Origin of the sequence: Rheinheimera sp. MM224, from assembly GCF_947090785.1 — a bacterium.
Classification (GTDB): domain Bacteria; phylum Pseudomonadota; class Gammaproteobacteria; order Enterobacterales; family Alteromonadaceae; genus Pararheinheimera.
In genome coordinates this window covers 1222253-1236058 of record NZ_OX352320.1, presented here as the reverse complement: position 1 = coordinate 1236058, position 13806 = coordinate 1222253, and the positions used below count along the sequence as shown (strand labels likewise).

General features: G+C 43.8%; 12 protein-coding genes. 8 read left to right on the top strand and 4 right to left on the bottom strand.

Features of this window, described 5'->3' with window-relative positions; all coding sequences use genetic code 11:
• Nucleotides 1–5: 5 nt before the first annotated feature.
• Together OM978_RS05750 and mutY are read right to left on the bottom strand one after the other, a co-directional pair.
• Nucleotides 6–278, bottom strand: a complete 273-nt coding sequence (locus OM978_RS05750) for an oxidative damage protection protein (RefSeq protein WP_008900661.1) — start codon at nt 276–278, stop codon at nt 6–8.
• 62 nt (nt 279–340) lie between these two features.
• On the bottom strand, nt 341–1366 hold the full coding sequence (mutY, locus tag OM978_RS05745) for an A/G-specific adenine glycosylase (protein ID WP_264345934.1): 1026 nt from the start codon (nt 1364–1366) through the stop codon (nt 341–343).
• Between the two features lie 174 nt (nt 1367–1540).
• Here mutY and trmB point away from each other — a divergent pair, with 174 nt between their 5' ends.
• The 3 genes from trmB to OM978_RS05730 are packed head-to-tail and all read left to right on the top strand — an operon-like array spanning nt 1541 to nt 3611.
• A complete protein-coding gene (trmB, locus tag OM978_RS05740; RefSeq protein WP_233009592.1) occupies nt 1541–2275 on the top strand; it encodes a tRNA (guanosine(46)-N7)-methyltransferase TrmB in 735 nt (244 codons plus the stop codon).
• Between the two features lies 1 nt (nt 2276).
• Nucleotides 2277–3305: a class I SAM-dependent methyltransferase gene (locus OM978_RS05735; RefSeq protein WP_264345933.1), complete on the top strand. Its 1029-nt coding sequence runs from the start codon at nt 2277–2279 to the stop codon at nt 3303–3305.
• Nucleotides 3306–3317: 12 nt separating this feature from the next.
• Entirely contained in the window at nt 3318–3611 is a 294-nt protein-coding gene (locus tag OM978_RS05730) for a hypothetical protein (RefSeq protein WP_264345932.1), read from the top strand.
• A 16-nt stretch (nt 3612–3627) separates the two neighbouring features.
• On the opposite strand, the gene OM978_RS05725 is transcribed toward OM978_RS05730, so the two are convergent.
• Complete coding sequence (locus OM978_RS05725; RefSeq protein WP_233009589.1) at nt 3628–4023, bottom strand: DUF3293 domain-containing protein; 396 nt, start codon at nt 4021–4023, stop codon at nt 3628–3630.
• 142 nt (nt 4024–4165) lie between these two features.
• Between OM978_RS05725 and OM978_RS05720 the strand changes: the two genes are divergently transcribed.
• Together OM978_RS05720 and arcA are read left to right on the top strand one after the other, a co-directional pair.
• Complete coding sequence (locus OM978_RS05720; RefSeq protein ID WP_264345931.1) at nt 4166–5779, top strand: HAMP domain-containing histidine kinase; 1614 nt, start codon at nt 4166–4168, stop codon at nt 5777–5779.
• A 186-nt stretch (nt 5780–5965) separates the two neighbouring features.
• On the top strand, nt 5966–6673 hold the full coding sequence (gene arcA / locus OM978_RS05715) for a two-component system response regulator ArcA (protein WP_053425457.1): 708 nt from the start codon (nt 5966–5968) through the stop codon (nt 6671–6673).
• A 101-nt stretch (nt 6674–6774) separates the two neighbouring features.
• Here the strand turns inward: arcA and OM978_RS05710 are convergent, their stop codons facing one another.
• Nucleotides 6775–9060 (bottom strand): ATP-binding protein, encoded by a 2286-nt coding sequence (locus OM978_RS05710; RefSeq protein ID WP_264345930.1) that lies wholly within the window; start codon nt 9058–9060, stop codon nt 6775–6777.
• Between the two features lie 433 nt (nt 9061–9493).
• Here OM978_RS05710 and yfcC point away from each other — a divergent pair, with 433 nt between their 5' ends.
• The 3 genes from yfcC (at nt 9494) to folE2 (ending at nt 13458) form a co-directional block, all read left to right on the top strand.
• Nucleotides 9494–10975 carry a putative basic amino acid antiporter YfcC gene (yfcC, locus tag OM978_RS05705; protein WP_264345929.1) on the top strand — a complete coding sequence of 494 codons (1482 nt, stop codon included), beginning with the start codon at nt 9494–9496 and terminating at the stop codon, nt 10973–10975.
• A gap of 22 nt (nt 10976–10997) precedes the next feature.
• Nucleotides 10998–12179: a beta-aspartyl-peptidase gene (iadA, locus tag OM978_RS05700; protein WP_264345928.1), complete on the top strand. Its 1182-nt coding sequence runs from the start codon at nt 10998–11000 to the stop codon at nt 12177–12179.
• A 334-nt stretch (nt 12180–12513) separates the two neighbouring features.
• Nucleotides 12514–13458, top strand: coding sequence for a GTP cyclohydrolase FolE2 (gene folE2, locus OM978_RS05695; protein ID WP_264345927.1), 945 nt, complete (start codon nt 12514–12516; stop codon nt 13456–13458).
• The last annotated feature ends 348 nt before the right edge of the window (nt 13459–13806 follow it).

The following is a 13806-nucleotide window of genomic DNA, read 5'->3' as shown; positions in this document are numbered from 1 at the left end:
TGGATTTATTTGGCTTTAGGAACGTAACCTTCGATCTGAACTTCTTTGCCTTCAAATAAAAATTGCTGCATCTGTTCTTCCAGCAATTTGCGGTGTTCCAGATTCATCATATTCAGCTTTTTTTCATTGATCAGCATAATTTGTTTCGACTGCCATAAAGCCCAGGCTTCTTTGCTGATGCTGTCGAAGATTTTTTTGCCAAGCTCACCCGGGTACAGCTGAAAATCTAAACCTGCTGCTTCTTTTTGCAAATAAACACAAAATACCTGACGGGACATTATTCACCTCAATGCTTAGCTTTTAAAAAGGCCGATATTGTAAACGACTTCATCGCAAGCAGTTAGCTTTTATTCAGCCAGTTCTTTTCAATCCAGCTACGAATAGGGGCAGGTAAACCAATCTCCATCACTTGCTCTTTGTTATACCAACTGCTGCCTGCAGGCTCGGATACACCTGACACCGGATGCCAGACCGAAGCATCTAACTTGTAATGCGAAAACACATGTTGAAATTGGCCCTGTAGTTTGGCTTGCGACAAAACTTCAGCCGTTTCGTCTACCTGGGGTAAAGACCATAAATCAGCCCAGATACCGGAGTCTGGTCTTTTTTGCAGCAACAGCTTATCGCCTTGCTCTATCCACAAAAAATGTCCTGCTTTGGTTGGGGTGGTTTTTTTAGGTTTAGCAGTTGGTAACTCGGCCACACGGCCTGTATTAAAAGCCACACACTGAGTTTGAAGCGGGCAACTTAAACAATCCGCCTGCTTGGGTTTGCAAACTGTAGCGCCTAAGTCCAACAAGGCTTGCGCAAAACGTCTGTTGTTTTGTTTTGGTGTTAATAAATCGGCCAAAGCCCACAACTTTTTATCCACTGCAGAAGTGGTTGGCACACCTTCGATACCAAATAAACGGCAGAATAAACGCCTTACATTACCATCCACTATGGGGCCATAAGCATCATAAGCAAAAGAGCGGATAGCACCTGCTGTATAAAGACCAATACCAGGAATGGTTAATAAGTTATTTAATTCAAAAGGAAACTCACCTAAATCAAACACTATGTATTTAGCGGCTTTATGTAGATTACGGGCTCTGGCGTAATAGCCTAAGCCCTGCCATAACGCCATTACAGTGTCGGTATCTGCGGCTGCTAAGGCATGAATATCAGGCAGCTTTTGCATCCAGCGCTGAAAATAAGGGATCACTGTAGTAACCTGAGTTTGCTGCAACATCAGTTCGCTGACCATCACTCTGTATGGGCTTGGGTCTTGTTGCCATGGCAAGGCATTACGGCCATCGGTTTTTTGCCAGTCGACCACAGTATCGGCAAAAAGATCAGGGCAAGTTAAATACTCAGAAGTCAGCACTGCTATCACTACTCAGGTTCAATAATTCAAAACGATGTATAGCCTAGCATTTTTGCTGTTTTTGTTGAATCAAGATTAGCGGTTGAGCATTAGCAGCAGAACAAGGATAATACGCGCCGCATTCGATAGCACTTAATGCAGCAGCAGGCTGCATCACATTTTTTGGAGACCAAGATGACCCACCCGGAACAACCAAACACAGAGCCACAGGACGATGAGCTTCAGGAAAACAAATACCTGCGCCGTATCCGTAGCTTTGTTTTAAGGGAAGGTCGTCTGACCAAAGGCCAGCAGCGCAGTTTAGATTTATTCTGGCCCACTATGGGTCTTGAGCATCAGGCCACGCCTTACGATATGAAAGCAGTCTTTGGCCGTGAAGCCGACTTAGTGCTGGAAATTGGTTTTGGCATGGGCAAATCTTTGGTGCAAATGGCTAAAGCTGCACCGGATAAAGACTTTATTGGTATCGAAGTACATAAACCAGGTGTAGGTGCTTGTTTAGGTGAAGCCGAAACTGAAGGCGTAAAAAACCTGCGTGTGTTTGAACACGATGCCATCGAAATTTTAAACGACTCTATTGCCGACAACAGCCTAAGCACAGTGCAACTGTTTTTCCCTGATCCATGGCATAAAAAACGTCACCATAAAAGACGTATTGTTCAGGCTGAGTTTGCCCAGTTATTACGCCGCAAGTTAAAAATCGGTGGTGTATTTCATATGGCAACTGACTGGGAAAACTACGCTGAACATATGCTGGAAGTGATGAAAGTTGCCGAAGGTTACAGCAACCTGTCAGAAACCAATGACTATGTGCCACGCCCTGAGCATAGACCTCTGACTAAATTCGAAAACCGTGGTGTTAATTTAGGCCATGGCGTTTGGGATCTGATGTTTAAGAAGGTTGATTAATATGTTGGACAATACCAGTCAGCTGCTGCTGCGTAATATTGATTTTTTATCAGGCAAAGTGCTGCTGGTAGAACCTATGGCCGACCGTCTGGCGGCTGAATTAAAACAAAAAGCGCCAGAGCTGGAGCTGTTTTGTTTAACCTCAAACATAGCTGTTGCTAATAACTGGCAGCAGCAAAGCAAAAGCCCATGTTATTTGGGTGATGCTTTGCCAGCGGATTTAACAGTAGACCGAGTGGTGCTGTTTTACCCTAAAAGCAAAGATCAGCTGCAAAGCTCTTTAGCCCAGATCAAAACAGTACTGAACGACAAAACCGAAGTTTATCTGGTTGGCGATAACAAAGGTGGCATTAAAAGCTTAGGTAATCAGGCTGAAAAGCTGGGGTTAAAAGCCTTTAAACATGACAATGCCAAACATTGCTTATGGTTTGAACTGGATGGTCTGTTACAAAGCGAGTTAAAAACCGCAGAGTTTCATCAGTTTAGTATCGAAAAATCCGGTATTAGCTTAAAGCTTTGCTCTTTGCCTGGCGTGTTTAATCATGGCAAATTGGATTTAGGCACGAACTTACTGTTGGAGCATTTAGGCCATATTCAGCAAGGTAAAGTGTTGGATTTTGCTTGTGGTGCAGGTTTTATCGGTGCCTTTTTAGTAAAAAGACATCCGGAAATCAAATTAACAGCCTCTGACATCAGCACTTTAGCTGTCAGCTCTACAGCTGCCACTTTAAAGGCGAATAAACTGCCTGGTGAAACCATAGCTGCAGATGGCATTCCGTCCCGTAGCGCGGCTTATGACCATATTGTCAGCAATCCGCCTTTCCACACAGGTTTAAAAACGGACTACCATATCAGTGAGCAGTTTTTCCGCGATGCTTTTAATGAGTTAAAACCAGGTGGTACTTTAACTTTAGTGGCTAATGTGCATTTACCTTATGTGGCTCAATTGACTGAAATTTTTGGTCAGGTAAAAGAGCTTGGTCGTCGTGACGGTTTTGTGGTTTATTATTGTAAAAAAGACCGCAAATAAAAGGATCTGCTGATGAGACTGGTTTTGGTTGTGCTGGCTGGATTAACCTTCAGTGCTTCAACTGTGGCTGACTGTATTCAGTCGCCGGAAAGAACCCAGGCCTGTCCTCATCAGATTTACAGACTTGGTCAGCTGGAGAACATGGCAAAACCTGCCATGTTGTGTATCTGCGTTGCTGATTTCAAAGAGTTTTTAACAGTGCCCTCAGACGAAGATGAAGCCCACAAACAAAAGCTGAAACGCCTGAAGCTGGAATATGCTTTAGGTCAGAAAATAGAACCCATACTGCAAGTGCTGAAAGACTAGCTCTGCTTTTATTCAACTAGCCCAATACAATCTGGCGCGGGTTAAACTCACCCAAATACTCTTCATCTTGCTGCAACAGCGCTGGTACAAGAAACAACTTGCCCTGCTCTACCCAATAAATCGCATGTTGCTCAAACATAATGGCCAGCTTAATAGCTTTGGTTTTATCGCAAAGCACAGCCCAGCTTTTTTCCTGAAAACTCAAATCAGGGGAACAACCAACAATTTTACGGTAAGGCACATTCATGCTGTCGAGGGTGTTAGCAAAGTGATTATCTAGTAGTAAGTTTCTGGAGGGGGTTTGAACATGGCCACAGGGGTTTTGCGCGCTAATAATTGCAAAGTTAATTTGATCGCCAAGAGGTTGATGGCACAAAAAAACACTCGTTTTGTAGTTATCCCATAAGTCCATGGTTTGTCCTCGTCGCCACAAGTGCATCCACTATAAACCCGTTTTATTTTTTTGTCAGTGTGCTAACTGGTGAAAGTTTGCAAATGCGTGTAACTTCAATATTATAGCTTCGATAACAGATTGACTGATGACGGAAGGATTAATGGGTCCAGCTTTAAAAGCGAGTTCAATCAAAGGTGCACTGATATGGGTTGTCATGCTGATTTGTAGCATCACACTTTGTATTTCTTTAACCATTGCCACCTTGCAGGATATTAAAGCTGAAAAGAAAAACCTGTCAGAACAACTGCACTCTTATGCCGCCATTATTGCTTTTAACGCTGTAGGTTCCATCGAAATTGATGATTCAGAAATAGAAGACAGACGCCTGGCATCTTTTGCTGCAGAATCACGCCTGCACAACATTCATATTTATAAACTACAAGAGAAAGGTGAGCTGAGCTTTTTCGCCAGTTACAACAGAAGAGATGTTGGCCCCTATCCTACTCAGTTTAATAAAGTAGAACAGTACCAAAACGCCACCATAGGCGATGGGGTGATGGAGCTGACAAAAAAAATAGAATCTGACGGTAAATTATTAGGTTATGTCTATATTCGAGCCAGTCTGGAAGAATTAAGCCGTTATGTACAAAACCGGGTATTGTTCGATATTTTAATTGCACTCTGCTCTTTAATTGGTGCTTTTATTATCGCCAACAGATTACAGCGACGTTTTACCCAGCCCTTGTATAGCCTGCTGACTCTGGTGCAAAAAGTATCAAAAGAAAAAGACTACCAAATTCGTGTGCCAGCTATGGAAATCACGGAATTCCATAATCTGGGCCGCGCAGTGAACACTATGCTCGACAGAACTGAGCAGCAGATCACTAAACTGCGTAGTGCTGAAAGTGAAATACGCCAGCTAAACCAGGATTTGGAGCAAAAAATCAATGACAGAACACTGGCTCTGAAAACCTCAAATCAGGATTTACTGAACACCTTATCTACCTTACACCAGTACCAGAATCAGATTGTTGAAACTGAAAAAATGGCCAGTTTAGGCCAGATGGTGGCCGGTGTAGCTCATGAAGTAAATACACCTATAGGCCTTGGTGTTACAGCTTCAACTTTGATGCAGGATAAGCTGGCAGAAATACAAAAAGCTTTTGATGATAAGAAGTTAACTTCGAATCAACTGGCAAAATTCCTTAGCGACAGCGCAGAAAATCTGGGCATTATTTACCGTAATCTTGAACGCGCCGCCAACCTTATCCGTAGCTTTAAGCAAGTGGCTGTCGATCAGTCCAACGACAACAGAAGATACTTCAATATGCATCAGCTGTTAAACGAAGTACTGTTATCACTGCGTCCAAACCTGAAGAAAACTCAACATCAGGTCGTGCTGCACTGCGATGAACATCTGGAACTGGAAAGTAAACCAGGCCCAATCAGTCAGATTTTGATAAACCTTATTATGAACAGCCTTATTCATGCCTTTGAACATATGGAACAAGGCACCATGACGATAAGCGTAACTCTGGCCAACAGTCGTTGTTACTTGCATTACCAGGACAACGGCGCCGGCGTACCTGAGAATATTAAGAAGCGCATCTTTGATCCCTTTGTCACTACAAAAAGAGGCGAAGGTGGCAGCGGCCTGGGTATGCACTTAGTCTATAACTTAGTGACACAAGCTTTAAACGGCAAAATTCAGCTGGAAAGTTCTTTGGATCATGGCATAGACATTCAAATCGACTTCCCTGTAATTCCTAAATAAGATAAAAAATCTGAACAACAGGATGTTTTTCAACAACTTACATTAGGTAACACTAATTGTTAACAAATCCACTTGTTAACAAAATCTGTGGTCTATATAATTGTGCAGACATTGACCATGGGTCACTCTCTTTCTAAAAATATACAAATCAAATACTTAATTACGTTCACATAAGGTTTAAGCATAATGCAGACCCCTGTTATTCTGATTGTTGAAGATGAAGAAGTAACACGACTGAATCTGGTCAGCCTGTTTGAAGGCGAAGGCTATGATGTGGTTGAAGCAGTGAATGGCGAAGAAATGAACCAGAAACTGGCTGAACACAAAGTCAATCTGATTGTTATGGATATCAATCTGCCTGGTAAAAACGGTCTGATCCTGGCCCGTGAATTACGCCAGAAAGAAAACGTGGGTCTGATTTTTCTGACCGGACGTGACAGTGAAGTCGATCGCATTTTAGGTCTGGAAATTGGCGCTGACGATTACCTGACTAAACCTTTTAACCCACGTGAACTGACTATTCGTGCCCGCAACCTGTTAAACCGCACTGTGTCTCAACCTGTAGTGGAAGAGCATAAAAGTGTAGTGAAATTTAATGGTTGGGTATTGGATGAGAACAGCCGTAACCTGACCTCTCCAGAGGGCGTGTCACGCCGTTTACCTAAAGGTGAATACCGTGCCTTACGTTTAATGCTGGACAGCCCGGGTAAAATTTTCACCCGCGAACAACTGATCCGCCATATGACAGGCCGTGAACTCAGAGCAAATGACAGAACTGTGGATGTAACCATTCGCCGTATCCGTAAGCATTTTGAATCTGACGTAGATAGCCCGGAGCTGATCAGCACCATCCACGGTGAAGGTTACCGCTTCGTTGGTAAACTGGAAAAATAATTCCGATACCAAAAAAATCTGAGGGCGGGTCTTGTACCCGCCCTTCTTTTATCTAAGTAAGATGTAAATCAAATGGCGCAGTCAGCTTCAGGGAAAACAGCTCAAGCCCAAGCTTCAATATATTCTTGCAGAGTAGCCAAGTGCCGCTCTATTGTTATATGGAAATTGATCAGCTGCTTTTCCACGCCTTGCAATTCAGTCGCCTGTTCCATTAACTTTGCCTGATGTTGCACCCACAACAAGCCAACAGAAGCAGCTGCACCTTTTAGTTTGTGTGCAGCTTCCTGAAATTCAATGACGTCCTGCTGTACTGCAGTTTCCACCATCTTATTGATATAACCTGGCAGTAACTGCACAAACAACTGCACGCTGCGTAACATGGTGGTTTTACCTAAAGATTGCAGATAATCATCCAGGGTTTGCTGATCAAGAATTTGCTGATCAAGAGCTTTTTCGGCGGTGATTTCTTTCGGAGCAGGAGCACCAAACAGCTGATGTAAAATCTGATCCAACTTATTGGTATTGATAGGTTTTGCTAAAGCACCATCGACCCGCACATCTTTTAGCTGCTGCTCGGCTTTACGTACGTTGGCACTTAATACCACCACAGGTAATCTGGCCAAAGAAGGTTCAGCACGGATAAAACGTGCGACCTGATCGCCGGACATATCCGGCAATTGCATATCTAAAAGCACCAGATCTATATCATCTTCAGTTTCCAGCAAAGCTAAAGCGTCTTCACCTGTTTCTGCCAAAATCACCTGATGACCACGTTGCTCCAATAAGTTTATCGCTATCTCAGCATTTAGCGGCACGTCTTCAACCAACAAGATAGTTAAAGCCGGATACTGGGCTTGTGGCAATGCAGCAGGAGCTGATGTGAGCTCTGCAGGCAGTGACATGATAAAAGTACTGCCCTTACCTACTGAACTTTCAAGCTTGATATGGCCCGACATAGCTTCAACTAAAGCCCGGGACACAGATAAACCTATACCAGACCCCACTATGCTTAAACGCCTGCCATCACTGGATTTATAGTACATATCAAAAATGCGTTGCTGCTCCGCCTCGACAATACCTATACCTGTATCAGTCACACTAAAACAAAGCTCTGCCGGATTATCAGTGCTTATGGAAACGCCAAGTTGCACTGAACCACGGGCAGTGAATTTCACCGCATTATTAATTAAGTTCCATAATACCTGGCGCACCCGTGTCGGGTCCAGACGAACATAAAGCTGACTTGGTACTGCTTCAGGCTCAATAAAGGTCAAACCTTTTTGCTGACAGATTAAGTGGGCAAAATTACAGATATCGTGCACAAAATCGCAGAGTTGTACCGACTGATAAACAATGTCTAAGTCCTGTCGATCAATTTTATCTAAGTCGATAATATCGTTAAAAATATTACCTAAGGTCTCGGCGCTGCTGAAGATAGTATTGCTCCAGCTGCGTTGCTCAGTCGACAAAGGACTTTCCAACAGACGCCTTGTTAAACCTACAATACCGTTTAACGGTGTACGCAGTTCATGACTTAAAGTGGCGATAAACTTACCTTTATCCTGATAGGCTTTTTCCAGTGCCTGCTCAGCAAGTTTACGTGAGGTAATATCCCGGCCAAAACCAAGTAAGCCAATGTAGCGACCTTGTTTATCAAAAAATGGCACTTTGCGCATTTCAAACCATAACATGCGGCCATCTGGTGTTTGATAATCCACATCTAAGGTCAGCTCTACTCTGCTGGCTGAAATCTCCTGATCGGTCAAAATAGCAATAGGCGTAGATTCAGCATCGTAGAGTTCAGCCGGATAATGGCCTATCAGCTCCTTCGCCGATTTGCCCATAATGACTTCAAACATCTTATTGCAACTGACAAAACGACCAGTTTCATCACGGTAGTAGAATAAGTCAGGGGAGCTGTCGACTATAGAGCGGATTAATAAACTTTGTTCTTCCAGCTCTTGCTGGGTTTTACGGCGTTCAGTAATTTCACGACGCAATTCATCAACAGCGCGGCGCTTGGCCTGGAAAGCCTTTTTCCGCTCTTCAATTTCGAAGTTCAGCTGACGAATAGTTTCCTGCATATTCTGATTCAACAGCTTTTCCTGCCGTATCGAATCCTGCAAATAAAACAGCGCTTCATCCAGATGGCGAACTAAATAAAAGCTACAGAGTAAAAAAGCTGGTGTCATAGAGGCGGAAAACAGCAAAGCGCCCAGCACCATGGACCAAAGCACCATATCGTGCAGCAACAAGCTGTATAAACCAGTGATAACTCCAGTTAAGGCCTGCAATAAAATAAAACACAGGCAAAAACACTGTAACCAGCCCCATTGCTTTAAAAAACCCGCCAGACGTCTGACGAAAGGATGAACGTTTTGTTGCATTAAATGCCTGCTAAAGAAACTGCCCGCAAAAACAGTAAACTGAGGGATTAAGTCTGCCAGATCAACTTGGCGCTTGTCCTGAAAATTTTCGTAAGGGACAAGCTGAAACAACTGAATACAGCTAAAAAAGCTCATTTTTCAACCAGACCGATACCATCTAATACAACTTTGATTGACAGCTCTGTTGGAACTGGTTAATTCTAACCGTTCTTAGAGTTTCAAAGTCTGCCTGTAATATGCTGAAAAATGCGTTATCGCTCACTACATATTACTACTCGCCTTACTACCTTTCGGAGTGGTTTAACGAGTAGCCAAACCACCAGTTTATTACTGGTTTTGGTTATTCATGCCGTCTTTATAGCTATAAACTGATGTTATAAATCAGCTTTTTGTCTCAGTCGGCGCTGTTATTTCAACTCAACAGGTACATCTCATGCAAGTTACAACTAAAAAACCGGTCAGCATGCCGGACGCCTTTGTCATACTTTTTTTTGTGATGATAGCTGCAGCTATTGCATCTCATCTTATTCCGGCCGGTTATTTTCAGATGCTGCCGGAAACTGTCAATGCCGCAGGTGAAACGGTTAAAGCCCGTATTGATCCAAACAGCTTTCAGCTCGCGACGGAACAAAATAAAGCAGTGCCCTTGTTTGGTGAAGGCGGCCAGGTTGGCTTTTTAAACTACGCCTTCGAAGGTATGGTTTCAGGCGATAAAATGGGTGCAGCTATTGGTGTAATTGCCTTTATTCTGCTGACTGGTGGTGCCTTTGGCATCATTATGAAAACCGGTGCCGTCAATAACGGCATACTGGCATTAATAACCAAAACCAAAGACATAGACTTTTTATTTATCCCTCTGATGTTCCTGCTGTTTTCTTTAGGTGGAGCCGTCTTTGGAATGGGTGAAGAGGCCATCGCCTTTTGTATAGTGCTACTGCCTTTAATGCTGGCTTTAGGCTACGACGCTATAACCACTGTGCTGGTCACTTACATTGCCACTCAGATTGGTTTTGCCACCTCCTGGATGAACCCTTTTAGTGTGGCTATAGCTCAGGGAATTGCAGGTTTACCTCTGATGTCAGGCGCAGATTACCGTATTGTGCTTTGGCTGCTGTTCACCTTATTTGGCATTATCTTCACTATGCGTTACGCCGCCAAAATTAAAAAGAATCCAGAGCTTTCCGTCAGTTTTGAGTCAGATCAAAAACTTCGTGCACAGCAGCAGGAACAACAAAGCAGTCATTTTGGCAAATTGGACGCCGCCATCTTATTGCTTTTTGTGGCAGGTATTATTTGGGTCATTTGGGGTGTGGTAGCGCGAGGCTACTATATTCCGGAAATTGCCACTCAGTTTTTTGCTTTAGGTATAGCCACTGCGATTTTGGCTATAGCCGGAAAACGTATCACGGTGAATGAATCGGCTGATGCCTTTAAACAAGGTGCAGCTGAGTTATTACCAGCCGCCATGATTGTAGGTATGGCCAAAGGCATAGTGTTGTTATTAGGCGGCGACGACGCAACAGAACCTTCAATACTCAACACCCTGTTGCATTATGCTGGTAGCAGCTTTGATGGCGTATCCAGCTATATGTCAGCCTGGTTTATGTTGATTTTCCAGTCGGTGTTTAACTTCTTTGTCACTTCAGGTTCAGGCCAGGCCGCTTTAACTATGCCTTTGGTTGCGCCTTTGGCCGATTTAGTTGGGGTATCCCGTCAAATTGCCGTTTTAGCTTTTCAATTGGGAGATGGTTTAACCAACTGCATAGTGCCTACCTCTGCATCTTTAATTGGCTGTTTGGGAGTGGTGAGAGTCGACTGGATGTTATGGGCAAAGTTTGCCTGGCGTTTGCAGCTCTGGCTTTTTATTCTGGCAAGCCTCGCAATTTTAATCGCTGTCGCTATTGGCTACCAATAAGAATTACAACTAAGGACTATCAATGAGCGCAATAAAGCTATTTAAAAATGCCCATATCATAAGCCCACAAGATTCAGGTGTAATGGATGTATTAGTTGCCGGCCATCAAATCGCAGCTTTAGGTATTGATTTAGAAACTGGTAATTCAAATTTACCTGTCGAAGTCATAGACGCCAGCGACTGCTATTTAGTACCGGGTTTTGTTGATTCGTTAGTGCATTTTATTGGGGGGGGTGGCGAAGGTGGTTTTGCCAGCCGCACTCCTGAAATGCAATTAACCAACGCTACTTTAGGCGGAGTCACTACAGCTATTGGTGTATTAGGCACAGACGCTACGACCCGGACCTTAACCAATCTGCTGGCTAAGGCTCATGCCCTGGAAGCTGAAGGCATCACTACCTATTGCCATACAGGCTCTTACGAAATTCCATGCCGTACTTTAATGGGCAGTATCACGGATGACCTGATCCTTATCGACAAGTTTATAGGTGTTGGCGAAATTGCTATCAGTGATTTCCGATCCTCTCAGCCGACCATTGAAGAAATACGTAAAGTAGCGGCTGCAGCTAAAGTCGGCGGCATTTTGTCGGGTAAAGCTGGTGCAGTCAGTGTGCATGTAGGTAGCGGCGAGTCGTTATTACAGCCGCTGTGGCAAGCAGTTGCAGGCACAGAACTGAAATTATCCCAGTTCTACCCTACTCATATAAACCGCAATGAGGCGCTGTTTCAGGCTGGTATTGAGTTTGCAAAAGCTGGCGGTGTGATTGACTTTACCACCAGCACCACAGCTTATGATCTGCAGCATGGCGAAGTGGCAGCAGCGCAGGCTTTAGCCCGGGCTTTGCAAGCCGGAGTATCAGCTATGAACTTAACCTTAAGCTCAGATGGCAATGCCAGTTTGCCTCTGTATAACAACGATGGAGAGCTGATTGGGCTTGAGGTTGGTAAAGTACAAAGCTTATATCAGGTGGCTCGCCAGGCCGTGCTTGAGCATCAGGTCGCTTTAACTGATGCTATAACCGCTATTACCGCAGCTCCTGCAGCAGTCTTAGGGCTGAAACACAAAGGCCATATTGCAGCAGGTTTAGATGCCGATTTAGTGCTTTTGCATAAAAGTGATTTAACTATCCGTGATGTGTTTGCCAAAGGCCGCCAATTAGTTCAAAACGGCCAAGCCATAGTTAAAGGTACATTTGAGCCTTAACTTTAAAAACAAAGAGTTGAATTTCTGCTGCACCATCCCAATTTAGCGAATATCCGACGAATTTAGTCGGGTATTCGCTTTTTTCGTTTAAGCTGTTCGAAAAAAATCAGCTTATATTGCACAGATTTTATACCGGCCCACGCGGCAAAATATGGTATAAAGTGCGCCAAATTTTCAGCGAAGCTTTTTATCTATACCCTAGTAATTGATGTTGCAGCGCGACGACAAGCGAGTGAGACCCCAGGAGCATAGTTGTCCTATGTGACTGGGGCGAGAGCGTGAAGTCAACAAAGCTGCGGCTTCAAGAACGACGGGTATAGGGAGCTCGCATTTGATGGACATTGGAGTATTCATGCCGACCACTATGCCAGATGTAGCTAACCATTCATCCGCCACCACCGAAGGTGTGTTGGAATGGGTTGGCATGAGCAATATTGAACTGCCACTGATGTTTAGTGTTGCAGGCGAAGCACCACGCCAGGTCAGCGCCAAAGTTGAAGCTTTTGTGAACTTAAAAGATCCAAAAGCCAAAGGCATTCATATGTCACGGCTTTATTTGTTGTTGGATCAACTGTCGACTGAATCCAGCTTAAGTTTTGCAACTTTAAGCGAACTGCTGCACGAATTTATCAGCAGCCATGAAGACTTAAGTACTCATGCTTTTGTGAAGTTTGATTTTGAACTGCACTTACGCCGTAAAGCGCTGATCACAGAAAAACAAGGTTGGAAAGCTTACCCTGTGACTATCACAGGCCAGCTGAAAGATGGCAAGTTAGGTGTAGAGATGAAGGTCGATGTGCCTTACTCTTCAACTTGTCCTTGTTCAGCAGCTTTAGCCCGTCAGCTTATTCAGGAAGCTTTTGTGGCTAAATTTGCCGGTCACGCTCAAGTGAATGCTGAACAAGTCAAAGACTGGTTAGGTACAACTCAGGGTATAGTGGCTACACCGCACAGCCAGCGCTCTGTTGCTGAAATAAAAGTACAGCTGAACCATCAAGTCACAGATTTCCCTGTGATTGCGTTAATTGATGCGATTGAAGATGCTCTGCAAACTCCGGTACAGGCAGCAGTCAAACGTGCAGACGAGCAGGAGTTTGCCCGCTTAAACGGTCAGAACCTGATGTTCTGTGAAGATGCAGCACGTCGTTTAAAACACGCATTAAACCAATTGACTGAATTTGACGATTTTTGGCTACGGGTGAACCACTATGAGTCCTTGCATGCACACGATGCAGTCGCAGTAACAGTCAAAGGTGTTTCAAACGGTTATCACGCATAAGTTTCGCATAAAAATATCGTTTAAATTACAAAAAAAGGTCACATCAGTGGCCTTTTTTTTATACTCCCCGCACAAAAACCAGCAAAAAAGCCCTAATTATGTAATTTTATTACAAAACCGCCTTATAACAGCCTTCGGCAAAATAGTCAGCTAAATGCGCCAGACTGGTCTTGCAATTTCCGTCCGATCTGGGTATATCTAATTGTCTATTTATGGATAGACGTCTAAACGCCATAAAAACAACTATGCGGACCACCTAACTGACTGAAACCAGAGCTGTTGTTTTCTTTCAGAGATAAAAACGCCAAATATAAGAATAATAATTCATAAATTTAACATTTTTACCCA